Source organism: Gordonia sp. PDNC005 (genome assembly GCF_016919385.1).
Taxonomy (GTDB): Bacteria; Actinomycetota; Actinomycetes; order Mycobacteriales; family Mycobacteriaceae; genus Gordonia.
In genome coordinates, this window is record NZ_CP070351.1 from 1,955,664 (window position 1) to 1,981,863 (window position 26,200).

General features: G+C 66.5%; 28 protein-coding genes and 1 tRNA gene. 11 read left to right on the forward strand and 18 right to left on the reverse strand.

Translation table 11 applies throughout. The features are described 5' to 3' along the window. Window positions 1–10 precede the first annotated feature (10 nt). A complete protein-coding gene (locus JVX90_RS09305; protein ID WP_205332054.1) occupies window positions 11–661 on the forward strand; it encodes an isochorismatase family protein in 651 nt (216 codons plus the stop codon). Window positions 662–678: 17 nt separating this feature from the next. Here the strand turns inward: JVX90_RS09305 and JVX90_RS09310 are convergent, their stop codons facing one another. From JVX90_RS09310 to JVX90_RS09330, 5 genes are all read right to left on the reverse strand, one after another. Then, complete coding sequence (locus tag JVX90_RS09310; protein WP_205332055.1) at window positions 679–2,205, reverse strand: ATP-dependent DNA ligase; 1,527 nt, start codon at window positions 2,203–2,205, stop codon at window positions 679–681. Continuing rightward, a complete protein-coding gene (locus JVX90_RS09315; protein ID WP_205332056.1) occupies window positions 2,205–2,870 on the reverse strand; it encodes a nitroreductase family protein in 666 nt (221 codons plus the stop codon). The genes JVX90_RS09310 and JVX90_RS09315 overlap by 1 nt, the downstream gene beginning before the upstream one ends. A gap of 32 nt (window positions 2,871–2,902) precedes the next feature. Next, a complete protein-coding gene (locus tag JVX90_RS09320) occupies window positions 2,903–3,517 on the reverse strand; it encodes a hypothetical protein (RefSeq protein WP_205332057.1) in 615 nt (204 codons plus the stop codon). Next, complete coding sequence (locus tag JVX90_RS09325) at window positions 3,514–4,761, reverse strand: hypothetical protein (RefSeq protein WP_205332058.1); 1,248 nt, start codon at window positions 4,759–4,761, stop codon at window positions 3,514–3,516. Before JVX90_RS09325 ends, JVX90_RS09320 begins: the two co-directional genes overlap by 4 nt. 96 nt (window positions 4,762–4,857) lie before the next feature. Next, window positions 4,858–5,637 carry a helix-turn-helix transcriptional regulator gene (locus JVX90_RS09330; protein WP_240194120.1) on the reverse strand — a complete coding sequence of 260 codons (780 nt, stop codon included), beginning with the start codon at window positions 5,635–5,637 and terminating at the stop codon, window positions 4,858–4,860. A gap of 85 nt (window positions 5,638–5,722) precedes the next feature. On the opposite strand from JVX90_RS09330, the gene JVX90_RS09335 reads away from it, so the two are divergent. Then, window positions 5,723–6,517 (forward strand): sulfite exporter TauE/SafE family protein, encoded by a 795-nt coding sequence (locus JVX90_RS09335; RefSeq protein ID WP_205332060.1) that lies wholly within the window; start codon window positions 5,723–5,725, stop codon window positions 6,515–6,517. 32 nt (window positions 6,518–6,549) lie between these two features. After that, window positions 6,550–7,452, forward strand: coding sequence for an alpha/beta hydrolase (locus JVX90_RS09340; protein ID WP_205332061.1), 903 nt, complete (start codon window positions 6,550–6,552; stop codon window positions 7,450–7,452). Between the two features lie 13 nt (window positions 7,453–7,465). Here JVX90_RS09340 and JVX90_RS09345 read toward each other — a convergent pair whose 3' ends face one another. Next, entirely contained in the window at window positions 7,466–8,647 is a 1,182-nt protein-coding gene (locus JVX90_RS09345; protein WP_205332062.1) for a helix-turn-helix domain-containing protein, read from the reverse strand. Window positions 8,648–8,826: 179 nt separating this feature from the next. Here JVX90_RS09345 and JVX90_RS09350 point away from each other — a divergent pair, with 179 nt between their 5' ends. Together JVX90_RS09350 and JVX90_RS09355 are read left to right on the forward strand one after the other, a co-directional pair. Next, on the forward strand, window positions 8,827–10,542 hold the full coding sequence (locus JVX90_RS09350) for an aldehyde dehydrogenase family protein (RefSeq protein WP_205332063.1): 1,716 nt from the start codon (window positions 8,827–8,829) through the stop codon (window positions 10,540–10,542). Window positions 10,543–10,545: 3 nt separating this feature from the next. Further along, window positions 10,546–12,123, forward strand: coding sequence for a GMC family oxidoreductase N-terminal domain-containing protein (locus JVX90_RS09355; RefSeq protein ID WP_205332064.1), 1,578 nt, complete (start codon window positions 10,546–10,548; stop codon window positions 12,121–12,123). A 21-nt stretch (window positions 12,124–12,144) separates the two neighbouring features. On the opposite strand, the gene JVX90_RS09360 is transcribed toward JVX90_RS09355, so the two are convergent. Together JVX90_RS09360 and JVX90_RS09365 are read right to left on the reverse strand one after the other, a co-directional pair. After that, complete coding sequence (locus JVX90_RS09360) at window positions 12,145–12,960, reverse strand: SDR family oxidoreductase (RefSeq protein ID WP_205332065.1); 816 nt, start codon at window positions 12,958–12,960, stop codon at window positions 12,145–12,147. Beyond that, entirely contained in the window at window positions 12,957–14,663 is a 1,707-nt protein-coding gene (locus JVX90_RS09365) for an FAD-binding dehydrogenase (RefSeq protein WP_205332066.1), read from the reverse strand. The genes JVX90_RS09360 and JVX90_RS09365 overlap by 4 nt, the downstream gene beginning before the upstream one ends. 118 nt (window positions 14,664–14,781) lie before the next feature. Between JVX90_RS09365 and JVX90_RS09370 the strand changes: the two genes are divergently transcribed. The 4 genes from JVX90_RS09370 to JVX90_RS09385 all read left to right on the forward strand — a co-directional run bounded on the left by JVX90_RS09370 (window position 14,782) and on the right by JVX90_RS09385 (window position 17,033). Further along, entirely contained in the window at window positions 14,782–15,393 is a 612-nt protein-coding gene (locus JVX90_RS09370) for a TetR/AcrR family transcriptional regulator (RefSeq protein WP_205332067.1), read from the forward strand. Between the two features lie 37 nt (window positions 15,394–15,430). Beyond that, window positions 15,431–15,955: a YdeI/OmpD-associated family protein gene (locus tag JVX90_RS09375; RefSeq protein WP_205332068.1), complete on the forward strand. Its 525-nt coding sequence runs from the start codon at window positions 15,431–15,433 to the stop codon at window positions 15,953–15,955. A gap of 215 nt (window positions 15,956–16,170) precedes the next feature. Then, window positions 16,171–16,734 carry a recombinase family protein gene (locus JVX90_RS09380; protein WP_205332361.1) on the forward strand — a complete coding sequence of 188 codons (564 nt, stop codon included), beginning with the start codon at window positions 16,171–16,173 and terminating at the stop codon, window positions 16,732–16,734. Continuing rightward, a complete protein-coding gene (locus JVX90_RS09385) occupies window positions 16,734–17,033 on the forward strand; it encodes a hypothetical protein (protein ID WP_205332069.1) in 300 nt (99 codons plus the stop codon). Before JVX90_RS09380 ends, JVX90_RS09385 begins: the two co-directional genes overlap by 1 nt. 24 nt (window positions 17,034–17,057) lie before the next feature. Here the strand turns inward: JVX90_RS09385 and JVX90_RS09390 are convergent, their stop codons facing one another. Continuing rightward, entirely contained in the window at window positions 17,058–17,501 is a 444-nt protein-coding gene (locus JVX90_RS09390) for a nitroreductase/quinone reductase family protein (RefSeq protein ID WP_205332070.1), read from the reverse strand. A 125-nt stretch (window positions 17,502–17,626) separates the two neighbouring features. On the opposite strand from JVX90_RS09390, the gene JVX90_RS09395 reads away from it, so the two are divergent. Together JVX90_RS09395 and JVX90_RS09400 are read left to right on the forward strand one after the other, a co-directional pair. Continuing rightward, window positions 17,627–18,424 carry a DUF1684 domain-containing protein gene (locus tag JVX90_RS09395; RefSeq protein WP_205332071.1) on the forward strand — a complete coding sequence of 266 codons (798 nt, stop codon included), beginning with the start codon at window positions 17,627–17,629 and terminating at the stop codon, window positions 18,422–18,424. Between the two features lie 23 nt (window positions 18,425–18,447). Next, complete coding sequence (locus JVX90_RS09400) at window positions 18,448–18,792, forward strand: gamma-glutamylcyclotransferase family protein (RefSeq protein ID WP_336819943.1); 345 nt, start codon at window positions 18,448–18,450, stop codon at window positions 18,790–18,792. Here JVX90_RS09400 and JVX90_RS09405 read toward each other — a convergent pair. The 9 genes from JVX90_RS09405 to JVX90_RS09445 form a co-directional block, all read right to left on the reverse strand. After that, the gene (locus tag JVX90_RS09405; protein WP_205332073.1) at window positions 18,765–19,460 is read right to left on the reverse strand and encodes a TMEM175 family protein; all 696 of its coding nucleotides are present in this window, start codon (window positions 19,458–19,460) and stop codon (window positions 18,765–18,767) included. The genes JVX90_RS09400 and JVX90_RS09405 overlap by 28 nt on opposite strands. A gap of 110 nt (window positions 19,461–19,570) precedes the next feature. Continuing rightward, window positions 19,571–19,644 (reverse strand) — tRNA-Pro (locus JVX90_RS09410). A gap of 29 nt (window positions 19,645–19,673) precedes the next feature. Next, on the reverse strand, window positions 19,674–20,351 hold the full coding sequence (locus JVX90_RS09415) for a lysoplasmalogenase family protein (RefSeq protein ID WP_205332074.1): 678 nt from the start codon (window positions 20,349–20,351) through the stop codon (window positions 19,674–19,676). 88 nt (window positions 20,352–20,439) lie between these two features. Beyond that, on the reverse strand, window positions 20,440–21,882 hold the full coding sequence (gene der, locus JVX90_RS09420; protein WP_205332075.1) for a ribosome biogenesis GTPase Der: 1,443 nt from the start codon (window positions 21,880–21,882) through the stop codon (window positions 20,440–20,442). Continuing rightward, a complete protein-coding gene (gene cmk / locus JVX90_RS09425; protein WP_205332076.1) occupies window positions 21,879–22,553 on the reverse strand; it encodes a (d)CMP kinase in 675 nt (224 codons plus the stop codon). Before cmk ends, der begins: the two co-directional genes overlap by 4 nt. Next, the gene (locus tag JVX90_RS09430; protein WP_205332077.1) at window positions 22,553–23,578 is read right to left on the reverse strand and encodes a pseudouridine synthase; all 1,026 of its coding nucleotides are present in this window, start codon (window positions 23,576–23,578) and stop codon (window positions 22,553–22,555) included. The genes cmk and JVX90_RS09430 overlap by 1 nt, the downstream gene beginning before the upstream one ends. 56 nt (window positions 23,579–23,634) lie before the next feature. Beyond that, on the reverse strand, window positions 23,635–24,324 hold the full coding sequence (gene scpB, locus JVX90_RS09435) for an SMC-Scp complex subunit ScpB (RefSeq protein ID WP_240194121.1): 690 nt from the start codon (window positions 24,322–24,324) through the stop codon (window positions 23,635–23,637). A gap of 10 nt (window positions 24,325–24,334) precedes the next feature. Next, window positions 24,335–25,198: a segregation/condensation protein A gene (locus JVX90_RS09440; RefSeq protein WP_205332079.1), complete on the reverse strand. Its 864-nt coding sequence runs from the start codon at window positions 25,196–25,198 to the stop codon at window positions 24,335–24,337. Continuing rightward, a complete protein-coding gene (locus JVX90_RS09445) occupies window positions 25,195–26,094 on the reverse strand; it encodes a ParA family protein (RefSeq protein WP_240194122.1) in 900 nt (299 codons plus the stop codon). Before JVX90_RS09445 ends, JVX90_RS09440 begins: the two co-directional genes overlap by 4 nt. Window positions 26,095–26,200: the final 106 nt, after the last annotated feature.

Genomic DNA, 26,200 nt, shown 5'->3' on the forward strand with positions numbered 1-26,200 from the left:
GCCTAATGGCATGCCGATTCCATCCATCGCCCCGTACCGAATCCCGCTCGGCCCCTTCCCCGCTCGTGTGGAATGGGACTTGTCCGCCGACCGGACAGCCCTGCTCATCCACGATATGCAGGAGTACTTCATCGACGCCTACCAGCGAGATGAAGAACCGATGTCGACAGCCTTGGCGAACATGGTCCGCATCCGCGAGGCCGCGGAGGAGTCCGGTGTCCCAGTGGTCTACACGGCCCAACCCGGCGATCAGCACCCCGCTCGGCGCGGCATCCTGCGCGACTTCTGGGGAACGGGCCTCGTGTCCGGGCGTGACGAACAGATCGTTCCCGAGCTCGCGCCACGCGACGGCGACATCCAGGTCACCAAATGGCGCTACTCAGGGTTCGCCCGAACCGATCTGCGCCAACTGCTCGCCCATCACGGACGCGACCAGCTCATCGTGATCGGCGTCTACGCCCACATGGGCTGCATGATCAGTGCGACAGATGCGTTCATGAGCGACGTCGCGCCGTTCTTCGCCGTTGACGCCATGGCCGACTTCAGCCGTGACGAGCACGAGATGGCCGCCACCTACATCGCCAAACGAGCAGGTCTTGTCATGACGACCGACGCGATCGTCGACGCCCTCCTGTCATCTCGGACCCGCGCCAGCGCCTGACAGGTTCGCCACCCGATTCAGCCGGGCAGCAGCCGCCGTATCGTGCCGATGGTGTCGGCCTCGGACGGCGGTTTCGCGTCCACGCCGGTGCGGTACCGCTTGACCCGGGCGAAGCGAAGCGCGGCCCCGCCGGGATATCGAGTCGACCGCTGCACACCGTCGATCGCGATCTCGACGACGGTCTCGGGACGAACGTGCATCACGTGGCCGTCTTCGCCGGTGGCGATCGTCGGGAAGTGAGCGGTCTGCCAGCGGAGCGTCTCGTCGGTGAGTCCTTTGAACGTCTTGCCGACCATGACGAATCCACCCGGCTCGCCGAACTCGCCGTCCGGATCGCGCGCTCCGAGATGGAGGTTCGACAGCCACCCCGACCGACGGCCCGAGCCGCGCTCAACGGCGAGCACCACGAGGTCGTAGGTGTAGACGGGTTTCACCTTGACCCAGTTCGCACCGCGTCGTCCAGCTGCGTACACCGAGTCGAGCGACTTCACCACGATCCCCTCGTGGCCTCGCGCCAAGGCCTCGCCGAGCACGATCTGCGCCGCGGCCGGATCGGCACCGGGCAGGACCGACCCGCCGATGACGTGCTCGCCGGCGACCCGCATGAGCACCTCGCGTCGAATGGACAGCGGTTCGTCGATCAACGACCGCCCGTCGCCGTACAGGACGTCGAAGAACCACACGTGCAAAGCAGACGCGGCATCCCGACCGAGTCCGCTCATCGTGTCCTGGAAGGGGCGCGCAGCACCGGACTCGTCGAGTGCAAGCGTCTCCCCGTCGAGAACCAGGTCGCCTCCGGGGAAGGTCGCAACCAGCGCAGCGATGTCTGGGACTCGATCGGTGATGTCGGCGAGGCTCCGCGTGTAAGCGGTGACCACACCGCCCACGCGGTGCACCTGTAGCCGCGCGCCGTCGAGCTTGTACTCGACGGACGACGCACCCATGCCCTCTGTCGCCTCACCAGCGGTCGGAGCCGATCCGGCCAGCATCGGCTGGACTGGGACGCCGGGCGTCAGATCGACGGCCCTGAGGTCGGCGCCCGACAGTGCCGCGCGGACAGTGGCGCCGAGGTCACCGCTGAGCATCGCCGCGCGACGGACGATCTCCTTCGGTGTGTCGGTCGCCAGTGCGGCGGCGTCGAGGAGCACTCCTTCCAGCGCTCCCGTTCGCATCTCGCCGATCATGACGCGCATCAGATAGTCCTGTTCGGCGACGTCGGCTCGGCCGAGCAATCCGTCGAGCGTCTGTGCGCGCACGGCAGCCGACCCGGTGCCGTGTGCTCCGGCGAGTGTCTGGAAGGCCGCGTCGACATCTGTCACTGTGAGCACCGACCCAGGCCCCGGCTGGGGCCGTGCCTTGCTCAGTGTCCGCCACCCGATGCCGAGTCGGCCTTGGCGCGGACGCCCGAGGATGAGCCCGACGGCAGCGACGGCTTCGTGTGGCTCGAGTCGCCCGACGACGTCTGCCAAGGCCCGTGTCTTCGCCAGCCTGGAGCGAGTGGCGGCCACCGTCGACGCCGCGGCGACGAGTTCGCTGAGCAGCATCAGGACCCGAACGCCGAGCCGTCGAATCGCTCCCGGGTCACGAACGCCTCCACTTCGGCGCGGCGCAGCCTGGTCAATTGCTTCACCGGTCGCCCCAACGGGACGACGGCGGCCAGGGCGTGCGGCTCGGGAATCCCGAGGAGTTCACGGACGGCAGGCTCCTGAGCCACCGCCATCGTGGTGATGGTGCCGCCGTACCCCGCCGCCCGCGCGCCGGTCAAGATGTTCCATACCAGCGGATACACGGACCCGCCAGGCACGACCGCTATGCGGTCGAGATCGGAGTCCAGCGCTGCGACCGCTGCCAAGTCGATCGTGACGACAAGCACCACCGGCGCATCGGCGATCGGCGCGACAAACGCATCGAGACCTCGGACATCGTCCAGATTCGACTGGGTGACAGTCGTCGGGTGGACAGGATTCCAGGGGTTCTCCCCTGCCGCCTTCTGAGCGAGGTACCGGCGGGCACCGGTCCTGCTCAAGTCGGCCAGCGCCCTTTTCGTCTCCGCGTCGCGGACCACAACGACGTGGGCTCCCTGGCGGTTGCCGCCGCTCGGCGCGAACCTCGCGGTCTCGAGAATCCGGTAAAGGTCGTCGTCGGACACGTCGTCGGCGGTGAACTCGCGCGCGGCGAACGTCGTGCGGACCACGTCGTCGTATTCCATGGTCCGATGGTCGCACCCGGACGAGACCGGCGCTACCGCTTGGTGAACGCGATCGTGCCTCCACTCGACGGCGGCTTAGCCGACGTGCCCGGGCCGAGGAAGTCACGGCCGATCCAGACTGTCGAGGTGAGTCTCCGATATTCGTGCGTGCTAATCATCAAGCCGCCGAAATCGCGGCTGAAGTCGGCCGTCCACGCCGGTCGCCGATCGGCGAACGAACGTGGCGCGAACACCACAGGGCCTCCCGCGTCTCTGCCCGTGATGTAGTTCTTGTACACCCACGGCTGGCCTTGAGGTCCTTTCGCAAACGTCAGTCCGTCGCCGAGCCTCGACTGAGTCGTGGTGAAGAGTTTCGAGTCCTGGTAGTCGTCGATACCGTTCTTTCCCTTCTGCGCGGGAAGCAGGTAGAGGCGGTAGCGGCCCGGATCGGGGAGGGTTCCCGGGGCCGCGGAATCGAAGAGGTCGAGAATCTGCTTGCTTGTGCAGTGATCCATCAGGCTGTCTATCGTCTTCGCAGCGCTGGTGTCGTCGATGACGCACCTGCCGTCCGGATCGCCAGGAGCAGCGGACGCGACACTGGCCGAGGCGAGAGCCACGACGCCGACTAGCGGGACTAGCACCATGCGCATCAGTGCTGACTTGGTCATTTCACGATCACCTTCGTCTGGTCGAGAATGCTCTGCGCGAGCGGCCCGAGGTTGAACAGGACACGGTGTTGCTGCAGCTGACGATCGTACGGCGTACGCATGTAGGCGGCGAGGGCGTCCCAGTTGTGCGCCACCTGCCACTCGTATTTGGGCAGCAGTTCGGCGTTGATGTACTCCCAGCGCGACGCGAAGACCGACCAGTTCCACGAGGGCAGCGGTGTCACGACACGAACGGTCCGCCCCTCGACTCGGGTCGTCACATCGTACGGTCGATGAGCCCTCATCGGCCGCACCCCGGCCACGGACGGCGAACCGACGATTGTCGACGCGTAGGTCAGCGCTTCACCGACCGGGGCGCGGTACGCCCTCGTCTCATCCCATTGGCGCGCGACCACCGCCTCCTGCTCCCGACGGAGGAGTGCGCCGTTGCCTGCAGAGATGCGGTCGGCGCCACCGGATGCGATGTCGGTGAACGCGTCGAGCACGTCCGGCGGGTAGAGGCCGGTGCGGACGAGTTCGCGGACGGCGCCGAGGCCTCCGGCGACGTAGGCGGTGTGCAGCGGCATCAGGTCGCCGAAGATGTTCTTCTGCATAACGAGGATCTGTCCGATCACCGCGGTGATGTCAGCGGGTGTGATCGTCGCACCGACCTCGGCGAGCGCACGCACGCCTCGTGGCAGCGCCGCTACCAGTCGGTCACCGCCCGCGGCAGATGATCTGCGGACGATCTCCGCCATGACCGGTTGAAGCCGCGAGATCTCGAAGACACGTCCGCCCAGTTCGAGGTCGATCAGCCCACCGCCGAAATCCGCCCCGACCTGGCCTGCCATTCCAGCCCAGCGGAGTTCGCGATGAGCTAGCTGGAGATCCTCGTAGTAGCGGTAGGAGCGTTCGAGATTGGACAGGTTCGCTGTTGCGCCGGCACGAGGATCCCACCGCTCGAGGTCGATCCCGGCTTTCTCCGTGGTCCGCAGCAGCCAGTACGCGTACAGCAGCGCTCCGTAGCGTTTCGGCGACAGTCCTTCCGACCGCGCCTGTACGAGCAGCGGGCGGATATCCGAACTGCGGTGTGGCAGGTCGGGATTGGGTGCGCCGACGCCGTGCGACGCGTCTCGATTGGGCAGCGGCGCATCGAGGTACCGCGCGAGACTCTCGGGTGTCGGCGACGCCGTCACCGCTCCAGCCGGTATCAGCGCGCACGTCAGAAGCGCCGCGCCAATAACCGTCGTGATTCTTCGCCTCATACCGCCTCGATCCGTCGTCGGCCGTCCCCGATGACCGGCGACGTGCGGCGGCCAGACTACGACAGACTCCTCGAGCGGTGCCAAACGAGGCACAGATCAGGCGGTGTCGCCTCGTCGTGGGCCCCGGAACGCTGACGGTGGCGATCCGAGGGCTTTGGTGAACGCCGCTGTGAAGGAGGCTGGTGAGGAGTATCCCAACCGACCCGACACCTCTGTGACCGTATCCGTCATCAGCATCGGCATCGATGCGAGCAGGCGGGCCCGTGTCCGCCACACCGCAGCGCTGAGGCCTGTCTCCGCGCGGAACCTGCGGTCGAACGTGCGCATGCTCATCGAGGCCGCGCCTGCCCATTCGCCTGTGGTCAGGCCCGCGTCCGGGTGCTCGAGGTAGTTCCGACACAGTCCGCGGAGTGGTTCGGAGTCCGGGAGGATCACCTCGAACGGCGACGGTGCGAGGGCCCTCACCTCGTGCAGCATCAGCGAGACGAGCGTTGCGTCGCGCTCGGACCGCATCGGGTCGATCGGTATTCGACTGACCTCGCCGAGGATCTCGCGAAGCAGCGGTCCGACGTCGATCACCCTGCAAACCGTCGGCCACCACGGCACGGCGCCAGGTTCGATGTACACGCTCCAGGTGGACACCCCGTGCATGTGCACCTGGTGAGGGGTGAGGGGCGGGATGAGCACGGCGCGCTCGGCCGGTACGAACCATCGGCCGTCGTCTGTCACGACGTCCATCACTCCGCGCGATCCGTACAGCAACTGCGCCCGACGATGGCTGTGCAGCGGGAGAACGGTGTCCGCACCGTAGTCGGTACCGACCGGGAGCACTTCGATCGGAAGGTTGTCGTAGTCGTCGATCGCCAATCCGAACACGGCTCCGATCCTAGTGGCCGATATTCGATGATCAATGGCAGACCATCGATTGCTCGCCGCGGCGCGTCTCGGCTGGACTGAAGCCATGACAACAACCGTGCTCTTGATCATCGGCGTGGCGGTGGGCGTCACCACCGTCCTGTTCGGCTTCGGCGGCGGGTTCGTGACGGTCCCGGTGATCACCATCGTCGACGCCGCGCTCGGCGACGGCGCCATCCGAGTCGCCACCGCAACGTCGGCGCTGGTGATGGTGGTCAACGCCGCGGTGGCCACCGCGTCCACGCGACGTCGTGTGCTCGCACGACTCGGCGGCCGGGCCGGACTGGTCGGGTTGCTCGCCTTCGGCGGAGCCCTCGGCGCGTGGGCGGGCCGTCTCGCACCGGACTCGGTGATCGCCTGGGGCTTCGTCGCCTATGTCGCTGTGACGGTTCTCGACCTTGTGCTCCGACCGGGTTTTGTCCGACGACTGCGAGTGAATCCGACCGCGGACATCGGGACTGCCGGTCTACCGACGTGGACGGGTGTCCCGATCGGAACGGTCGCCGCCTTCCTCGGTGTCGGCGGGAGCGTCATGACGGTGCCGCTTCTGCGCCGGGCCGGGTCGACTATGACCGACGCCGCGGCACTCGCCAACCCGCTCACCCTTGCGATCGTGATTCCTGCAGTCGTGGTGTCCCTCGCCGGACGCTCCGACATGGCTCCGGCATCGGATCTTGTCGGGTCCGTTGACGTCCGTGCGGCCGCTGCCCTCCTCGCGGCGTCGATACCCGTGGTGGTCCTGCTTCGACGCCGTCCGCCGACGATTCCCGATCGTCTCCACGCGATCGTCTACATCGTGTTGTTGATCGCCGCCGGCGTTGTCGTCGCGACCGTGCACTGACCGCGCCCCGCGTCGTCGGCCATGATGGACCCATGACAACACGTACCGGAACGGTTCCCGGCGAGATCGACTTGTGCTTCGAGGAGTTCGGCGATGCGGCGGACCCGGCGGTGCTGCTGATCATGGGCCTCGGCGCACAGATGGTGCACTGGCGGACCGAGTTCTGCGAGAAGATCGCCGCCGCCGGTTACCACGTGATCAGGTTCGACAATCGCGATTCAGGGCTGTCGGGCAAGCTCGACGGGGTGCACTCCGGAGGTGCTCCACTGCCGATCAAACTTCTGCAGTTCTTCGTCGGCATGCCGGTGTCGGGGTCCGCCTACACGCTGAACGACATGGCCGATGACGCACTACGGGTCCTCGATCACGTGGGCGTCGACCGTGCGCACATCGTCGGCGCATCGATGGGCGGGATGATCGCGCAGGTGTTCGCGGCCGATCATCCTGACCGCACGCTGTCGGCGACCGTCATCATGTCGAGCAACAACCGCCCGTTCCTCCCGCCTCCCGGGCCCCGTCAGATGCTCGCGTTGATCTCGCCTCCCCCGAAGGGCGCGACTCGCGAACAACTCATCGAACGCAGCGCGCGCATGTACGGAATCATCGGGAGCCCGGTGTTTCCGGCTCCACTCGACGTCGCGATCGCCAACGTCACCGAGTACATCGAACGCTCGTACTACCCGATAGGTTTCGCCCGCCAGTTCGCGGCCATCCTGGGGTCCGGCCGCCTCGACGGACACAACCGCCGGACGACAGCACGAACGCTGGTTCTGCACGGCACCCACGACAAGCTGATGCGGCCGTCCGGTGCGCGCGCCGTCGCGAAGACTGTGCCGGATGCACGCCTGGTGATGGTCGAAGGCATGGCCCACGACCTGCCGGAGCCGCTGTGGGACCAGATCGTCGGCGAGTTGACGGCGCACTTCGCGGATTGACCGCGTTCGCTCGTCAGACGGCGCGCAACTGCACAGCCCGCAGTGCCACATAGAGCTCGGCCGACTGAGCCGGGTCGGTGGTGTCACGACCGGTCAGGTCGCTGATCTTCCGCATCCGGTAACGCACCGTGTTCCGATGGCAGAAGAGCGCCTCGGCGACCGCCGCGGCCGACCCACCGCAACGGAACCATGCGTCGAGGACCGCGAGCAGGTCGGTGCGCTCAGTGTCGGACAGACCGAGGACCGGCCCGAGAATCTGAGCGGCTGCCACGTCCCCCGCCGCGGTGTCCGAGGCCAGCAGATGCGCGATCGGGTCGTCACCGAACCGTGTCACACCCATGCACCCCGCCCCAACCGCACTGCGCGCCTCCGCGAGTGCGGAGACGATGGCCATCGGCGACGAGAACGGGGATCCGATGCCGACCCGGCCATCGGTCGTGGCGCAGACGTACTCGGCCGCCCGGTACGCGTCATCGACGGTCGGCGCGATGACCAGGCCGACCACCGAATCGACGTGCATGTCCCAGGCCGACTGCACACCCAGCGCCGCCACCCCTCGGCGCAGACTCGCCGCCGTCAACGTGGTCGGGTCGCAGTCGGCGACGACGACCCCGAACACACCGGATTCCGGAAGCCCAAGACCCCGCATCGCTTCCAGCAGCCGCGACGGGTGCCCGGAGTGATCGTCGAACAGCGATCTGACGAGCCGTGCCGCTCGCATCTCGTCGGCCCTGGTCAAGTCGATCTCGGTGTCGTGATAGGCCTGCACTGCCGCATCGGAGTAGGTGTCGACGATCTCCCACAGGTCGGCGGCGACCCCACTCAACTCGATGTCGCCTGGGCCGTCGGCGAGTTCGGTGATCCGATCCCATAGCGCTCGTCCACCGAGGCGGAATGCTCGCAGCAACGAGGAGATCGGGATGCCGAGTTCGGCTTTGAGTCGACCGGCCGCGTGTGCCGGACGCAGATCGATTCGCGACCGGTCTGCCAGTGCTTCGACCATCGCGCGCAGATTTCCGACACAGGCCTCGCGCAACTGCTCGGCGGTCAACATCGTCGCCTCGGCGTAGTACGAGTCCGAGGCCACGATCGCACTGATCAAAGCGTCGACAACAGTTTCGTCGCCGGCGCGCACCTCGGCGGCCACACGTTCGGCGAGGCTCCGGGCCACAGGCACCGACAACACGGAAGTCATGTCAGGAATCGTAGACCTTCCCTAGTGATCCACGCCACGTCGATCTTGTGCTTGCGCACAATGACTGGCACCGAGACGGCGGCATCGGCACATATCCTCGCTGCCCCCGCACATGATCGAATGGACGCACACCGCGCCGCGCCCGAAGATGCGGCACACCTCACCGAGACGGAGCACCCGTGGCATCCACGACCGCCGACCAGTCCATCGCCGCCGTCGACCGAGCGATCGCCGACCTCACCGACGGCGAGCGCCGCTGGGCCGCCCTGTCGCTCACCGAGCGCGCCGATCTGTTCGACACGGTCCGAGACCTCGCCGTCGCGCATGCAGGCGAATGGGTCGACGCCGCGATCACGATCAAGAAGCTGGATCCGGAGTCTCCACTCGTCGGCGAGGAGTGGATGTCGGGGCCGTACGCGTTCGCGGGCGGTCTCGGTGTGGTCGCCCAGTCACTGCGCGCACTCGCCGCAGGCGACAGCCCACTCGCCGGCGCCACCTTCGGTGAGGCATCGGGGCACACCACCGTGCAGGCGATGCCGGCAGGCCTCAACGACATGCTTCTGCTCAGCGGATTCTCCGCCCAGGTGTGGCTGCAGGAGGGTGTGACCCGAGCCGACGCGCTCCGCGATGCCGGTCTCGCCCAGCACCACCCGGAGCAGACCGGCGGTGTCGGAGTGGTTCTCGGCGCGGGCAACATCATGTCGATCGCCCCGCTCGACACGCTCTACGAACTCGTCGCGTTCAATCGTGTCGTAGCACTCAAGCTGAACCCGGTCACCGACGCGTTGCTGCCGACGTTCCAGACCGTCTTCGCACCGCTGATCGAACTCGGGGCAGTCCGAATCCTCACCGGTGGCGCCGACATCGGAAAGCTGCTCGTCGAGCACTCGGGTGTGGCCCACGTCCACATGACCGGCAGCGCGATCACCCACGACGCAATCGTGTGGGGCACCGGACCGGAGGCCGCGGAGCGCAAAAAGGCCGGCACTCCCCTCCTCTCGGTGCCGGTGACGAGTGAACTCGGCGGAGTGTCGCCGACTATCGTCCTGCCCGGCAAATGGTCACGCGCCGACCTCGAATTCCAGGCCGCGCATGTGGCTACGCAACGCCTCCACAACGGCGGGTACAACTGCGTGGCTTCGCAATCGGTGATCGTCTCCGCCGATTGGCCGCAGCGCGACGAGTTCCTCGCCGCCTTGAAGAAGGCATTCGACACCGCACCGGCTCGACCCGCGTACTACCCGGGCAGCGACAGCCGTGTCGACGGCGCGGTCGCAACGTACCCCGAAGCAGGACGATTCGGCCCGGGCGGTCGACGTGTCCTCGTCGAAGGTCTGGCGGCCTCGAAGGACGAACCTCTCCTGACCACCGAGTACTTCGCTCCGGTCCTGGGCGTCGTTGAACTGCCAGGTGCCGGGGCCGAGTTCGCACGCGCCGCGGTCGACGCCGCGAACAACGAGTTCGCCGGCACACTCGGCGTGAATCTGATCGCGCATCCCAAGACGATCCGCGAACTCGGCGCCACGTTCGACGACCTGATCGCCGACCTGCGGTACGGCACCATCGCTGTGAACGCCTGGACCGGCCTCGGATTCCTCACGCCAACCGCGACGTGGGGCGCCTTCCCCGGCCACACGATCGATGACGTCCAGAGCGGGATCGGCGTAGTCCACAACGCGTGGCTCATCAACCGCCCCGAGCGCACGGTGATCCGCGGTCCGTTCCGCCCAGCACCACGATCGGTCATCCACGCCGAGTGGGCGCTGTCGCCCAAGCCGCCGTGGTTCGTCAACAACCGTTCGTCGGCGACCACCGGACGCCTGCTCGCTCAATTCGCGGGCGCACCGAGCCTCACCAAGCTGCCCGCCATCGTCGTCTCGGCGCTGAAGGGCTGACACGTGACCATCCCCACGCAGACCGAGTACATCGTCGTCGGAGCGGGTTCGGCAGGCGCAGTCGTCGCCGCGCGTCTCGCCGAACGAGGACGGCAGGTTGTGCTCCTCGAGGCCGGCCCAGAGAAGAAGGACAAGTTCACCGCCATCCCCGCGGCCTTCTCCAAACTGTTCAAGTCCGACCTCGACTGGAACTACCAGACCGCGGCCCAGCCCGGCCTCGGAGGCCGCAGCATCTTCTTTCCTCGCGGGAAGGTTCTCGGTGGGTCGTCGTCGATGAACGCGATGATGTGGGTCCGCGGCTTCGCCGCCGACTACGACGCGTGGGCGCAGGCCGCAGGCGACGAGTGGGGCTACGCGAGTGTGCTCGAGTATTTCAAGCGGATCGAGGCCGTCGAGGCCTCGAATGACCCCGACCACGGACGCAGCGGCCCACTTCACGTGTCCAAGCAGCGGAGTCCGCGCGAGTACACCGAGATGTTCCTCCAAGCCGTCGAGAAGGCAGGCTATCGGCGCGAGCAGGCGAACACGGCGTCACCCGAGGGTTTCACCGAGACGATGGTCAACCAGCATCGCGGCGCTCGCTGGAGCACCTCGGAGGCGTACCTCGATCCGGCACGCAGCCGCAAGAACCTGACGATCGTGACCGGTGCACTCGCGCGCAAGGTGGTGTTGGACGGGACCCGCGCCGTGGGAGTCGAGGTGAGCCACGGCGGACGGACGCAGACGATTCGCGCGTCACGCGAGGTGATCCTCAGCGGCGGTGCGATCAACACTCCGCAGTTGCTGATGCTGTCCGGGATCGGGGCACCCGACCAGTTGCGGCCACTCGGCCTGGATGTTGTCGTCGACGCCCCCGAGGTCGGCGCCAATCTCTCCGACCATCTCGTCTCGATGTTCGGCTATCGCGTCCCCTCCGGCACTCTCGCCGATGCGGAGAAACCCCTTCAGCTCATCAACTACCTGGCTCGACGCCGCGGGATGCTCACGTCGAACGTCGCCGAGGCGTACGGGTTCTTCCGTTCGCGCGATGATCTGGAACTGCCCGATCTCGAGATGATCTACGCACCCGCGCCGTTCTACGACGAGGGCATCGGGGAACCCGACGGGCACGGCCTGGTCGCGGGACCGATTCTGGTCGCGCCGAAGAGTCGCGGGACCGTGACCCTCACGTCCGCCGACCCGACGGCCAAGGTGCTCGTGGATCCGAAGTACCTGTCCGACCCCGACGGCGCCGACCGTGCCGCGATGCTTCATGGCCTGCGCGTGGCCCACACGATTCTGCACACCGAACCGATGCGCAGTGTGATCGGCGACCTGGCCCGCCCGAGACGCGCGGCGTCGACGCTCGACGAGACAGTCGCGATCGCGTTGGAGCAGAACTCGCACACCCTCTATCACCCGACCGGAACGTGTCGGATGGGCTCGGACGAGGCGAGCGTGGTCGCCCCCGACCTGACGGTCCGCGGGATCACGGGGCTCCGTGTCGCAGACGCGTCGGTGATGCCGACGATCGTCCGCGGCCACACTCACGCGCCGTCGGTCGTGATCGGTGAGCGGGCCGCGGATCTCATCACGGCGTGAAGGCGGGGATCGAGGTAGAACTCACCGCCGCAGGCCGTGCTTGCGAGCGATGATCGACGACACGATTCCGACGGGCATGAGCCGTTTGAGCAGGAAGACGACCGGAGCGTTCGACCCGACCGCGTAGAACTCGCGCGGCGGGTCGGCTTCGATCGCCTTGACGATCACTTCGGCGACTTTGACGGGCGAGATCCCGCCCTTCTCGTTGGCATCGAGATGGGTGATCATCGTGTCGACGTCCGCCTTGTAGACCGAGTCGTCGGCGGTGTACTTGGTGCGGCGTTCACCGATCCCGGTCGCGATCGATCCCGGTTCGACGTGTGCCACCCAGACGCCGAACGGCGAGAGTTCCTGACGCGCCGATGCGGCGAAGCCCTTCAGCGCGGCCTTCGCGGCGACGTACGAGCCACGGAACGCGAGCGGGAAACTCGCAAGCATCGACCCGACGGTGATGACGCGGCCGTACCCGCGGGCCCGCATGCCGGGCAGAAGTCTCTGGGTCAGCTGGACGACGCCGAACACGTTGGTCTGGAACAGTCGGTCCACCGCATCGGCGGGAAGTTCCTCCAGGGCACCGGACTGACTCTCGCCTGCGTTGTGCACCACGATGTCCACGTCGCCGACGGCATCGGCGCACGCCACGATCGAATCGCGATCGGCGAGGTCGAGGGCGACGTACTCGACACCGGCCAACCTCTTGTCCGCTGGGATCGTCGCCGGATTGCGCGACGTTCCCAGGACTCGGTACCCGCGCGCCGCGAGCAGGCGGGCTACCTCGAGTCCGATTCCCGACGAGGCTCCCGTCACGAGTGCCGTCCGAGTGGTGCTGTTCGTCATGCGTTGCCTCCCGTGATTCGGGCCGCTGCCCGTCCTGCCGCGCGTCCGGAGAAGATGCAGCCACCCAGGAATGTGCCCTCGAGTGCGTTGTATCCGTGGACGCCCCCGCCGCCGAACCCTGCGACCTCACCCGCAGCGTACAGCCCCGGAATCGGCGTCCCGTCCTCGCCGAGTACGCGGGAGTCGAGATCGGTGTTCAGACCACCGAGCGTCTTACGGGAGAGGATGTTCAGCCGAACAGCGATGAGCGGACCGTGTGCCGGGTCGAGGAGGCGGTGCGGCGACGCGACACGAACCACCTTGTCCCCGAGGTAGTTCCGGGCGCCTCGGATCAGATGAAGCTGAGCGTCTTTGCCGTACTTGTTCGCCACTTCGCGGTCTCGGGCCTCGATCTGTTCGCGAAGCCGCTCGACCTCGACAGTGCCGCCGCGAGAGAGCTCGTTCATTCCCTTCACCAGTTCGTCCAACGTGTCGGCGACGACGAAGTCGACACCCTTCTGCTTGAACGCCTCAACCGGGCCTGGAGCTCCCTTGCTCTTGATGCGCCCGAAAGCGAGCTTGAGGTCCTTCTCGGTGATGTCCGGGTTCTGTTCCGACCCGGACAGCGCGAACTCCTTCTCGATGATCGACTCGGTGAGCACAAACCAGGAGTAGTCGTGCCCGCCCTTGAGGATCGCCGCCATGGTGGCGTTGGTGTCGCAGCCGGGAAAGTTCGGTGCGGGCAGTCGTTCGCCGTCGGCGTCGAACCACATCGACGACGGTCCGGGGATGATCCGGATCGCATGGTCCGGCCAGATCGGATCCCAGTTGTGGATGCCTTCGGTGTAGGCCCACACCCGATCCCGGTTGACGATGCGTCCACCGGCCTGCTCGGTGATCCCGAGCATCCGGCCGTCGACGTGCGCAGGCACACCGGCGATGATGTGCTTCGGGAACGGTCCGAGGCGTTCGGTGGGCCAGTATTGCTTCATGAGGTCGAAGTTGTGGCCGATGCCGCCGGAGGTCACGAGCACGGTCGGAGCCCGGAATTCGAAAGCGCCGACGACGTCGCGGCCGGTCGCCACACCGCGGTCTGCGTCTGTCGCCTCCAAAACACTGCCCGAGACGCCGACGACCGCGCCGTCGTCGGTGATCAGCTCGTCGACGCGGTGGCGGAATGCGAAGCGGATGAGGCCGCGAGCTTCGGCCTTCTCGACGGGTTCGCGGAACACTCGGACCACTTCGGGGCCGGTTCCCCACGTGAGGTGGAAGCGCGGCACCGAGTTGCCGTGACCGTCGGCGACCGTACCGCCCCGCTCGGCCCAGCCGACCACCGGAGTGAACCGGAGTCCGAGGGCGTGCAGGTAGTCGCGCTTCTCGTGTTCGGCGAAGTCGAGGTAGGCACGCGCCCACCGCTCGGGCCATTCGTCTTCGTTGCCCGCACCGAGCCGGTCGAACGCCGCCGAGCCCTTCCAGTCCTGCCACGCGAGCGCCGACGAGTCTTTGATTCCGAGTCGACGCTGTTCGGGCGAATCGACGAGGAAGAGTCCGCCGAGACTCCAGAACGCCTGGCCGCCGAGATTGTTGCGGTTCTCCTGGTCGAGGATCAGCACACGCCGACCGGCGAGCGCGAGTTCGTGCGCGGCCACGAGGCCCGCGAGCCCGGCGCCCACGACGATCGCGTCCGGCGTGAACCCATTGATGTCCGTCGTACTGTCTGTCACCGCGTGACCTCTCGTCGTCTCCAGCAGATCATTCATAAATAGAACGATGGTTCTTGTTATGCGTATGGTGTCATGTGATGCCGCACACGGTCAATGGTCCGCGACGAGAGGGACAGTCATGGCAAAAGGGGAACAGACACGCGCCCGCACCGTAGCCCGTTTCCTCGAGGCGGGCGCCGAGGTGTTCGCCGAGCGTGGATTCCATGCGGCGACGATGGCGGAGATCTGCACACGAGCCGACTTGTCACGCGGAGCGTTCTACTCGAACTTCGACGGCAAAGAATCCCTGTTCCTCGCCTTGTTCGAACAGCACGCGGCCGCCCAGCTCGACGCGGTGGCCTCAGCCTTCGAGGGGTCGCCCGACCTCGCAGGCGCGATCTCGGCAGCCGTGCACGCCGCGGTGGCCGACGCGGATGCGGAGCGCCGATGGTTTCTCATCTCAACGGAGTTCACCATCTACGCCGCCCGCAATCGCGACGCTGCACGCCTGCTCATCGAGCACGACGATCGGGTCCGCCGCCGCCTCGCGACGACGATCGCCCGATTCGCCTCCGGCGACGACTCCGCAGAGCCGACCGACGACGACCTCGCCACCGCGCGGTTCACGATCGCTCTCTACGAAGGCGCCCACCTCGGCGCGCTCGTCGACAACAACACCGACCAGGCACGCCGCACCCTGTTGGAGTTTCTTCCGATGGCGATTCAGCGCTCCCGCACCAGTCAGGAATGAAGAAGCGCCGGTCCAGGCGTCGCCCTACGCTGAAACCATGGCCGAGAACAGCTCTTCAACAATTGATTTCCACGCCTCTGTGGAACAGGTCGGCGACCGAAAACTCCTCCGCCTGCCCGCGGACGCGAGTGCCGCACTGCCCTCCCGAGGCCAGGTCGCAGTTGTCGGGACACTCGCAGGCCGAGAGTTCACGACAGTTGTCGAGCCCGACGGCAAGCGAGGCCACTGGCTCAATCTGGACCACACGGGCCTGCCCGCGGGCGACGCGGTCTACGCGAGCCTGAGCCCGACGAAGTCGTGGCCGGAGCCCGCGATCCCCTCTGATTTCCAGGACGCCCTCGACCAGGCGCCAGACACCCGCGAACTGTGGTCGGCGATCACGCCGATGGCCCGGTGGGAGTGGATTCGGTGGGTGCAGGCGACGAAGAACTCCAACACTCGAGCGCGACGCGTCGACGTCGGGATCTCCAAACTTCGTGATGGCAAGCGCCGACCGTGCTGCTTCGACCTCGCATCGTGCACGGACCCCGAGGTCGCAAAAAGCGGTGTCCTCATCGACTGACCGTCCACTTCCGACTCCACCACCGTCTCCAAATAATAATGAGACAATATGCAATCATTTAGAGAGTCTCCGGCTTGCCTCATGACCAGCTATATAGGAGTCCGCGGTCGGCGGGTCCCGTCTTGAATCTCAAATAGTGAGCGTGTCACCCACCAGCTTCTGCGACATTTTGAGATACGATTCGCGACATGAATGACTCGGCCACGAGCGGCGGCATGCTGCTCGGTTACGCGAGGGGCAGTGTTCGAGCCGCTCCGATCGAAGCGCAGATCGACACGCTCTCCGACGCGGGCGTCGTGCCCGCACGCATCTACAGTGACGACCGCCGCACCTCCGATGGCGGCTACGAACGTCCCGGTTGGACGGCCCTTCTGGACTACGCCCGATCGGGTGACACCGCCGTGGTCGTCGGGATCGATCGGCTCGGCCGGACTGTGCCCGAAATGCTGGCGAGCGCTCGAGATCTGTCCGACCGTGAGATCGGCCTGCGGTCGATCCGGGAGGGTGTCGACACGTCGGATCCCGCAGGGTCGATGATCGTCGGGGTCCTCGCATCTCTCGCGTCACTGGAAGAGGAGTCGAGGCCCGTCGGCCGTCGACGGCGCTCGCGCGGCGCGGAGCCCTCGGTCGGCCGACCACGCGCACTCGACGACAATCAGATCGCGACCGCCGAGCGCATGCGCGCCGACGGAGTCCCTGTCCCTGCCGTCGCAGAGGCGCTCGGCGTGAGCCGCGCGACGCTGTACCGTGCGCTCGCCGAGCGGAGGTCGGTCCGGTGATGTCATCCACTCCGCCGGAGTACCCCGAACTGGACATCGTCACCCCGTACGGAATCGTGACTCGTCTGCCGACGTCGTTCCCGATCATCGACCCAGAACTCGACGGCCACCTCGACCCGTGCCTGTTCCAGGCGGGGTTCGACGACGCCAACATGCGTCTCGGCGCGTTCCCGCCGTCGTGGGCCAGGCATCACGCGTCAAGCGTCCTGGACACCGAACCTGCGGTCGACGACGAACCGAGCTACACCCGCGGGTACCGAGCGGCGCTGTACGGGTACCTCAAGCACACGTCGGATTGATCAGCCGTGTCTTGATCGACGGCGTCAGGCACGCGGGCGCAGGATGACCACTGGAATGTCGCGGTCCGTCCGCTGCTGGTAGCCGTCGTAGCCCGGATTGGCTTTGACGATCGTCGGCCACAGCGCAGCTTTTTCGGCACTGTCAGCGTGGTGTGCAGTCCACTCGGTCGTCACATCGTCGACGGTCACTTCGACGTCCGGCTGTGCCACCAGGTTCTTGAACCAGTCCGGGTGGTCGGAGTGCCCGCCCTTCGACGCGACGACCACTATGCGATCCGCCTCGTAGACGGGCGCGGTGAGCATCGTCGATCGGCGTTGTCCCGACTTCCGTCCGACGGTGTGCAGTTCGAGCGTCTGCATTCCCAGCATCTTCTTCGGGAAGCGTCCGCCGGTGACGGCGAGGAGCGTGCGATGCCCGTTCTCGAGGATCCAGGCTCCGGCTGAGGCTGTCGTGTCATGCAGGTTCATGGATCTATTGTGCACCGCCGGTCACAGTCAAGCATTCTGCGCGGACCGACGGGAATGCACTCGACCACGCCCGTGACCGCGTTGTGCCTGTGGACCGCATGTTCTCATTCGTCAGGAGTTCCGCAATGACACAGACCGTATCGACGCCAGACCGCTTCGCCACCGATTGGGAGGAGTGGCACGATTCGCGCGAGCGCACCCTCAAGGATCCGCTCGGCTGGTTGTCGATCAATCGGCTCGAATGGCTCGACTCCGAGCCTCAGCGATTCGACGAACTGCCCGGTGCCTGGTGGACGGACGGCGACACTGCGCATGTGACGGCGGCCGATCGCGAGACGTTCGATGATCAGTCGTTCACCCTGCACCCGACGGGCGCGGGTGAGGTCGTTGAACTGGCCGGAGTGCACGTCGAGGTCGCCCGGCGAGGCGCGGGCTACCTGATCCGCATTCACGACCCGGAGGCGTCCACGCTCGCAGCTTTCCGCGGTGTCCCGACGTTCAAACCGGATCCCGCGTGGCAGACCGCGGGACGATTCGAACCGTACAGCGAGCCTCGGGACATCGCCGTGGGCGCCGTCGCCGAAGGGTTGGAACACGTCTACGTCTCCCCCGGCGAGATCGTCTTCGAACACGACGGCGCGGAGCATCGCCTCATCGCGTTCAACGGGCATTCCGGAGGGTTGTCGGTCCTCTTCACCGATTCGACATCGGGAGTGTCGACATACGCCGCCAATCGCAGTCTCGCGGTCGGTGCCTCCGACGACGTGGTTCGCAACGGCGGCGATGTGGTTCTGGACTTCAACCGTGCGACGAACCTTCCGTGCGCGTTCATCGACTTCGCGACGTGCCCGCTCCCACCCGCCGGGAATCACCTTCCGTTCGCAGTGACCGCGGGAGAGAAGACTCCGTACGAGCGGAGCTGACGCGCGACGATATCGTGCTGGGCGTGGCCCATCTCCTGTTCTCCTACGGAACCCTTCGCCTGCCCGCCGTCCAGGCGTCCCTGTACGGCGGGCCGGTCCCGACCGTCGACGATCGTCTCCTCGGATTCCGCGTCGATTGGGTGCAGATCACCGATCCGGCGGTGGTGGCGGCCAGCGGATCCGACCGTCATCCGATCCTGGTCAGGGGTGGCCCCGAGGACGCCGTCGACGGGTCATGTCTGACGTTGACCGACGACGATCTGATTGCGACCGACGACTACGAGGTGGACGACTACCGTCGCATCGAGGCCGACTTGGCGTCAGGTCGTCGAGCGTGGGTCTACGTGTCTGCCGACACCGAGGCTTGAGTTGATCCGCTGGTCCCCTCGTCCGGCGTCCATCGACGCAGTAGCGGCATGACGCCCCGCCGGGCGACGCCCGACAGGAACAGTACGAACAGCGAGTAGTACCCCACTGACGGCGCGGCGACGGCGAGAGCACCTGCCGCGAAGAACAGGATCGCTGTGGCGACGCTGTCGGCGACTCCTCTGCGCACCTCGTCGCCGCGGAGGTCATGCAGGTCCGGGTGCCGCCCCAGATACACGCGGACGGCCAGCCACATCACGGCCGTCGCGAGCATGCTGCCGATGTACACGACAACCGTGTCCGACGAGCCGCTCGCGGAACGCCCCGTCAAAGCTGTAGCGACAGGAAGCCACACGATAGTGAGCAGCCAGCCGATGCTCAGCCACAGGAGTGGCAGTGAGACGTGCTCGACGTGCGAGAACACCCGGTGATGCCCGAGCCAGAACGAACCGATGACCGCAAAGCTGATCAGGAACGTGATGACCTGTCCATTGTGTTCTCCGAACCAGTCCCCTACCGCGGTGTGTTCCCCGGTCTCCGACGCCGATTCCATGAGCGGCAGGATCAGCAGCGTCATCGCGATCGCTATCACCGCATCGATGAACGCTTTCGCTCGCTCCGCGGGCAGCAGTTGAACGATCGCGGCGTCGGTGTCAGACCTCTCATCCATTCCGCTCACGGTAGCCGCGACGGATCCCTTCGACCACCGGAGATCCGAGTCCGAGCACAGGGATGCAAGAAGGCTCCTTCCGATCTCTCGGAAGGAGCCTTCTTGTTCGGTCGGGCTGACAGGACTTGAACCTGCGACCCCCTGACCCCCAGTCAGGTGCGCTACCAAGCTGCGCCACAGCCCGTCCACTTCCCTTGGGAAGCGAGATTCACCTTAGCCCACTCGACTGCCAGTCGACGAATCGCCTGGTCGGAGGGCCTGGAGGGCGCCGCAACTGATCAAGCCCTGGCTGATCACATAGGTCGCCATCGCCAGCGGGTCGAACCATCCCGGCGAGGTGTCGGGAAGGAACAGAAGCAGCGCCAACAACGAATCGCTGGTCAGGAACAGCGCGGCGCCGACGGCGATCGTCCGGTTGCATCGGGACGCGGTTGCCGCCGTGGCCTGGAGCACCAGCCCGTAGGCTCCGACTCCGAGGAAGAGCGCGCCTGCGCGCAGGCCGACCACCGCGACCATGACCACCCACCAGACCACATACACGAGTGCCCATCGCGGCATCGGGCCGATCGCCAGCACCCGAACGAACAGCACTATGTACGCGACGTGCGCAGCGGCGAAGAACAGCAGCATGAACGGCAATTCGTCGCCGTCGGACACCACCGCCCCCGCACTGTCACCGAGCCAAGAGAACAGCAGAGCCGCACCGATGAGCACGATCGCTCGACGCTCGGCCCCCTTGGCCGCTGCGATCACCGGTATCGCCAACAAAGGCATCAACAACAGCTTCGTCGGCCCAGCGATCGTGCTCTGAGCAGCGAGCGACCCGACGTGCACGGACGCCACGACGACGTACGGAAGCCAGAGCGCGATGTCCCGCGCCTTCGGTGTCATGCGCCCATGCTAGGGCGGACACCCAGTCTCACATTCACCGGATCGCCGGGATCGGCATGAAAATCATGCCATCGTCCGACGCATTCGGTTACTTGCGGCGCTGTTCTCGCTTGTCGCGGACTCGAACGTTCACACGTACCGGCGAACCGTCGAACCCGAACTCCTCTCGGAGACGACGCTCGATGAAGCGTCGGTAGCCGGCCTCGAGGAATCCGCTCGTGAACAAGACGAACGTCGGAGGACGGGTCGCAGCCTGCGTCGCGAACATGACACGAGGCTGGCGGCCGCCACGAACGGGCGGCGGCGTGGCCGCGATGACGTCCTTGAGCCAGTTGTTGAGGCGACCGGTCGACACACGCCGGTCCCACGACTCCAAGGCGCCTTCGAGCGCCGGAACCAGCTTCTGGACACTTCGGCCGGTGTGCGCCGAGATGTTGACTCGCCGCGCCCACGGGACACGGGCGAGTTCCCGGTCGATCTCCTTGTCGAGTTCGTACCGACGGTCCTCGTCCACCAGGTCCCACTTGTTGAAGACGACGACGAGCGCGCGGCCCGTCTCGACGATCAACGACAGGATGCGGAGATCCTGCTCGGTGATCGGCTGGCCCGCGTCGATCAGAAGCAGCGCGACCTCGGCCGACTCCAGTGCTGCGCGAGTGCGCAGCGATGCGTAGTACTCGTGGCCGGTCGCCGTGTGCACCTTGCGGCGCAATCCCGCGGTGTCGACGAAGTGCCACGGCTTCCCGTCGAGTTCGATCATCTCGTCGACGGGGTCGACCGTGGTGCCTGCGACGTTGTCGACCACCGACCGCTCCTCGCCTGCGAGGCGATTGAGGAGGGAGCTCTTGCCGACGTTCGGCTTGCCGACCAATGCGACGCGACGCGGTCCGCCCGGCGCGAACCGCTCACGCGGCTTCTCCGGGAGCTTCTCCAGGATCAGGTCGAGCAGTTCCGCGGTGCCGCGTCCGTGCGCTGCGGAGATCGTGTGCGGTTCGCCGAGTCCAAGCGACCACAGGACCGCGGCGTCGGCCTCGGCGCGTTCGCTGTCGACCTTGTTCGCGGCCAGGATCACCGGGGCCTTGGCACGGCGGAGGACGCGGGCGACTGCCTCGTCGCTAGCCGTTGCGCCGACGGTCGCGTCCACGACCACAACGATCAGATCAGCGGTGCGCATCGCCAATTCGGCCTGCGCCGCGATCGACTGGCCCATGCCCTTCGCGTCCGGCTCCCACCCACCGGTGTCGGTGACCATGAACGGCGTCCCGGTCCACTCGGCGCGGTACGACACCCGGTCGCGGGTGACGCCGGGGACGTCCTCGACGACGGCCTCGCGGCGACCGAGGATGCGGTTGACCAGAGTCGACTTGCCGACGTTGGGGCGGCCGACCACGGCGACCACCGGCAGCGCCGGAGCCTCGTTGAAGACGTTCTCGCTCAGGAACTCCCCGAGTTCCCAGTCGGATTCGCTCTCCCACGTGCCGTCGCCCGCGGTGTCGGGCGCCTCGAGCGCGTCCGTGTAGTCGTCAGTCATCGGTTTTCTCCGATCCGCTCGGAAACGAGCTCGGTGAGCCGGTCGAGGACCTGCTCCAAAGTCATGTCACTGGTGTCGACGAGAACCGCGTCGTCCGCGGCGCGCAGCGGTGACGCCGCGCGTGTCGAGTCCAGATGGTCGCGTCGGTTGACGCTGTCGAGCACCTCGTCGAGGACGCTCTCGCGGCCCGCCGCGATGTTCTGGCGGTGCCTGCGTTCGGCACGCGCCTCGGGGGTGGCGGTGAGGAACACCTTCAACGCCGCGGTCGGAAACACGACGGTCCCGATGTCGCGTCCTTCGACGACGAGCAGCGCTGAATCCGCGTGATCACGCTGCAAGTCGACGAGGCGTTCCCGCACGTCGGCGTTGGCCGACACCGCGGACACGTCTGCGGTCACGGTGTCGGTACGGATCTCGGCCGAGACGTCGTCACCGTCGAGCGTGACGACGGTCGTGCCGTCCTCGCCCGGGGCGAGCCTGATGTCCGCGGCCGCAACCACACGCGCGACGTCGTCCGCATCAGGGGCGACGTTTGCACGCTGGACGGCAAGGGTCGCCGCGCGGTACATGGCGCCGGTGTCGAGATAATGGGCGCCGACCCGGTCGGCGAGACGCCGCGCGACGGTCGACTTGCCGGTTCCGGCGGGTCCGTCGATGGCGACGACCGACATCACAGGCCCACCGCCTTGTACAGCGCGCCGATCTCCTTGCTGTCGAGCGCGCGCAGACTGCCCGGGCGCTGCGTGCCGAGATTCACCGCGCCGATGTCGGTGCGGACCAGGCGGATCACCGGGTGGCCGACGGCGTCCATCATGCGTCGGACGACGTGCTTGCGCCCTTCGTGGAGGGTGAGACGCACCAGGGACTCGCCCTGGTAGAGCTCCATCTGCGTGTAGGAGTCGACCTTGACCGGGCCGTCTTCGAGTTCAACGCCTTCGCGCAGGCGGCGACCGAGACCACGGCCCACCTCGCCGCGCACCGTCGCCATGTACGTCTTGGGAACCTCGAACGACGGATGCATGAGCCGATGCGCGAGTTCCCCGTCGTTGGTGAGCAGGATGAGCCCCTCGGTCTCGGCGTCGAGGCGCCCGACATGGAACAACCGCTGCCCGGACATGACGCGTTCGGCGACGAGGTCGCCGATGCACGGCCGGCCCTGGTCGTCGCTCATCGTCGACTGCCAGCCCTTTGGCTTGTTGAGCGCGAGGTACTGCTTCGTCTCGTCGATGACCACACGCGCGCCGTCGACCTTGATGATGGCGGTGTTCGGGTCGATGCGGAGACCCTGCTCCAGCACGATCTCGCCGTCGACCTCGACTCGACCTGCGGCGATCATCTCTTCCGCGCCGCGTCGCGATGCGACACCCGCTGCGGCGAGGACCTTCTGGAGGCGCATGCCGTCGGCGATGTACGTGGCGCCGTCACCGTCGACGACGGGCTTCTGCGTACGTGCCGGGCGTGAGTTGTTGTACCGGATCTTGCCGACCTCGGCGTTCGGGCGTGAACCCTTGCGGTGCTGCTTGCGGGTGCCCTGACCGCCGCGGCCCTGGGCCGCTGCGCCGCCCTTGCTCTGGCCTGATGCGGACTTGCCGCCGGTCTTCTTACCCGTCGGCTTCTGGCCGCGAGAGTCGCCGGCACGGGATCGTCCCGTACCTTCTCCTCGTCCCGGTCTGCCGTCTCGGCTAGCGGATGCCATGAGTGAATCCTTCGATTGCTGGTGTGCAGTTGTGTATGACGCGAACGCGGCGCGAGTTATTCCTCGTCGGCCTGCCGGAGTGCTTCCTTCGACGCGTCAACCTCTGATTCTGACGGACGAGCGCTCAGTTTGGCGAATCGCGGATCGTCGAGGAGTTCGTCGCCGAGGTCGTCGATGACGTCGACGTCCGGCAGCAGCGGAGCGAGATCTGGCAACTCGCTGAGCGACGCGAGACCGAGCCGCTCGAGGAACAGCTCACTCGTCGCGTACAGGGTTCCCGTGGTCTGGGGATCGTTCCCCACCTCGTTGACCAGGCCCCGAGCGACAAGTGTGCGCATCACACCGTCCACGTTGACGCCGCGGATCGCGCTGACTCGCGCACGCGTGACGGGCTGTCGGTAGGCCACGACGGCGAGCGTCTCGAGTGCCGCACGTGTGAGTTTGCTGCGTGTCCCGTCGAGAAGGAGACGTTCGACATAGGGCGCATACTCGGACCGTGTGTAGAAGCGCCAGCCGTCGCCCGCGTACCGCAGATCGATGCCGCTGCCGGCCTCGGAGAGGTCGCGGCTCATCCGGGTGAGCATGTCGCGAACTCGTCTGACCTCGTCCTTGACGGCGTTAGCGAGTTCCTCAGCTGTGACCGGCGTGTCGACGACCAGGAGGACGGCTTCGAGCGCCGACCGGAGTTCGTCGTCGTCGAGCCGGTCGAGGTCGTCGACGCCGACATCTGCGGGGTTCTCGGTCATCGGTGTTCCCTCACCCATAGTCTTCCGTGGTGTCGATGTCGATCTCGTCGGTGTCGCGATCGCTGCTCCAGACCACTTTGAGTTCACCCAGCGCCTCCGGCTGGGAGAAGAGAACGGCTCGTTCGCGATACAACTCGAGCAGACCGAGGAATCGCGCGACCACTTCGAGTCCGCTGGTGCACTCCGCGACGAGTTGGGAGAAGCTGAGCCACTCCCCTTTCGCGTCCGCCAGGAGTTCCGACAGTCGTTTGGCCTGTTCCGGCACCGACACCGGCGACCCGTGCAGGTGATCGAGTCCGACCGTCGGAATCGGCTTCGGTGCGATCGCCGTTGCGGCGATCTGCGCGAACTGCGCGACGTCGACACCGATCGTCACCTCGGGCAGCAAGTCCACGTAGCGGTCATCAAGCGATACTGCACGTGGGTAGCGTTGCAGTGCAGCAGCTTCCAGCTCGGCGAACAGGACTGCGACCTGTTTGAACGCTCGATACTGCAGAAGTCGCGCGAACAGCAGGTCGCGCGCCTCGAGGAGCGCAAGGTCCTCCGGGTCGTCCACCTCACCCGACGGCAGCAGTCGCGCCGCCTTCAGATCGAGCAGCGTTGCCGCGATCACCAGGAACTCGGTGGTCTGCTCAAGATCGGAGTCGGGACCGAGCGCCTTGGTGTAGGCGATGAAATCGTCGGTGACCACGTGCAGGGCCACTTCGGTCACGTCGAGGCGGTGCTGACTGATCAAGTTCAACAACAGGTCGAACGGGCCCGTGAAATTGGTCAGCTTGACCGTGAACTTCCCGTCGTTCGCGGGATCGGCCTCAGTAACGTCCTGATCAGGATCGTCCTGGGCCGCCTCGTCGAGGACGGGAGTCTGCGTCACGTGCGCGTTTCGTTGTGCGCGATCACCTCTCGCGCAAGACTGCGGTACGCGGCCGCGCCCGACGATTTGGGCGCCCACGACGTGATCGGTTCGCCGGCTACCGACGTCTCCGGGAACCGCACGGTCCGATTGATGACGGTGTCGAAGACGGCGTCGCCGAACACCTCGACCACACGGTGCATCACGTCCCGCGAGTGGAGCGTGCGCTGGTCGTACATCGTGACGACGATTCCGCCGAGTTCCAATCGCGGGTTGAGCCGGTCGTGCACCTTGTCGATCGTGTCGGTGAGCAAAGCGAGTCCACGGAGGCTGAAGTACTCGCACTCCATCGGGATCAAGACGTTGTCGGCGCACGCAAGCGCGTTGACCGTCAGCAGACCGAGTGACGGCTGGCAGTCGATGAGGATGTAGTCGTACCGATCGGCGACCGGATGCAGTGCTCGCGCCAGCGCCTGCTCACGACCGACCTCGGTCACGAGCTGAATCTCGGCGGCCGACAGGTCGATATTGGACGGAAGAAGGTCGAGTCCGTCGACACGAGTACGCATCAACACGTCATCGGTGGCCGCATACGGCGGGACGAGGAGATTGTGGACGGTCTGCTCGAGCTCATGGTGCGGCACTCCGAGTCCAGCGGACAGCGCACCTTGGGGATCCAGGTCGACGAGCAGCACACGTCGGCCGGCCTCGGCCAGCGATGCTCCGAGGTTGATGGTCGACGTGGTCTTGCCGACGCCACCCTTCTGATTGCACATCGCGATGATGACGGCTGGGCCGTGCTTGTCCCGCGGAGCCGGATCCGGGATGTCGCGATAGGGACGGCCGGTCGGTCCGAGCTTGTCGGCGGGGACGTCGAGCTCGCCCTGCGTCGCCTTGGCACCGGCTTTGTAGTCCACCTGTCCGATGCTCCTTCTCAGTGTTCGACGGTCCACTGGCAATCCTAGAGGGTCGCCGCCCGAAGGGGTGCGACGCCGTCGGCGAGCCGCGCATCGTTCATGGTGA

Excerpts from the sequence above, each read along its gene's own strand:
- JVX90_RS09305 (WP_205332054.1), top strand. The coding sequence starts at position 11 with ATGCCGATTCCATCCATCGCCCCGTACCGAATCCCGCTCGGCCCCTTC.
- JVX90_RS09310 (WP_205332055.1), bottom strand. The coding sequence starts at position 2,205 with ATGCTGCTCAGCGAACTCGTCGCCGCGGCGTCGACGGTGGCCGCCACT.
- JVX90_RS09315 (WP_205332056.1), bottom strand. The coding sequence starts at position 2,870 with ATGGAATACGACGACGTGGTCCGCACGACGTTCGCCGCGCGCGAGTTC.
- JVX90_RS09320 (WP_205332057.1), bottom strand. The coding sequence starts at position 3,517 with ATGACCAAGTCAGCACTGATGCGCATGGTGCTAGTCCCGCTAGTCGGC.
- JVX90_RS09325 (WP_205332058.1), bottom strand. The coding sequence starts at position 4,761 with ATGAGGCGAAGAATCACGACGGTTATTGGCGCGGCGCTTCTGACGTGC.
- JVX90_RS09335 (WP_205332060.1), top strand. The coding sequence starts at position 5,723 with ATGACAACAACCGTGCTCTTGATCATCGGCGTGGCGGTGGGCGTCACC.
- JVX90_RS09340 (WP_205332061.1), top strand. The coding sequence starts at position 6,550 with ATGACAACACGTACCGGAACGGTTCCCGGCGAGATCGACTTGTGCTTC.
- JVX90_RS09345 (WP_205332062.1), bottom strand. The coding sequence starts at position 8,647 with ATGACTTCCGTGTTGTCGGTGCCTGTGGCCCGGAGCCTCGCCGAACGT.
- JVX90_RS09360 (WP_205332065.1), bottom strand. The coding sequence starts at position 12,960 with ATGACGAACAGCACCACTCGGACGGCACTCGTGACGGGAGCCTCGTCG.
- JVX90_RS09370 (WP_205332067.1), top strand. The coding sequence starts at position 14,782 with ATGGCAAAAGGGGAACAGACACGCGCCCGCACCGTAGCCCGTTTCCTC.
- JVX90_RS09375 (WP_205332068.1), top strand. The coding sequence starts at position 15,431 with ATGGCCGAGAACAGCTCTTCAACAATTGATTTCCACGCCTCTGTGGAA.
- JVX90_RS09380 (WP_205332361.1), top strand. The coding sequence starts at position 16,171 with ATGCTGCTCGGTTACGCGAGGGGCAGTGTTCGAGCCGCTCCGATCGAA.
- JVX90_RS09385 (WP_205332069.1), top strand. The coding sequence starts at position 16,734 with ATGTCATCCACTCCGCCGGAGTACCCCGAACTGGACATCGTCACCCCG.
- JVX90_RS09390 (WP_205332070.1), bottom strand. The coding sequence starts at position 17,501 with ATGAACCTGCATGACACGACAGCCTCAGCCGGAGCCTGGATCCTCGAG.
- JVX90_RS09395 (WP_205332071.1), top strand. The coding sequence starts at position 17,627 with ATGACACAGACCGTATCGACGCCAGACCGCTTCGCCACCGATTGGGAG.
- JVX90_RS09405 (WP_205332073.1), bottom strand. The coding sequence starts at position 19,460 with ATGGATGAGAGGTCTGACACCGACGCCGCGATCGTTCAACTGCTGCCC.
- JVX90_RS09415 (WP_205332074.1), bottom strand. The coding sequence starts at position 20,351 with ATGACACCGAAGGCGCGGGACATCGCGCTCTGGCTTCCGTACGTCGTC.
- der (WP_205332075.1), bottom strand. The coding sequence starts at position 21,882 with ATGACTGACGACTACACGGACGCGCTCGAGGCGCCCGACACCGCGGGC.
- cmk (WP_205332076.1), bottom strand. The coding sequence starts at position 22,553 with ATGTCGGTCGTCGCCATCGACGGACCCGCCGGAACCGGCAAGTCGACC.
- JVX90_RS09430 (WP_205332077.1), bottom strand. The coding sequence starts at position 23,578 with ATGGCATCCGCTAGCCGAGACGGCAGACCGGGACGAGGAGAAGGTACG.
- scpB (WP_240194121.1), bottom strand. The coding sequence starts at position 24,324 with ATGACCGAGAACCCCGCAGATGTCGGCGTCGACGACCTCGACCGGCTC.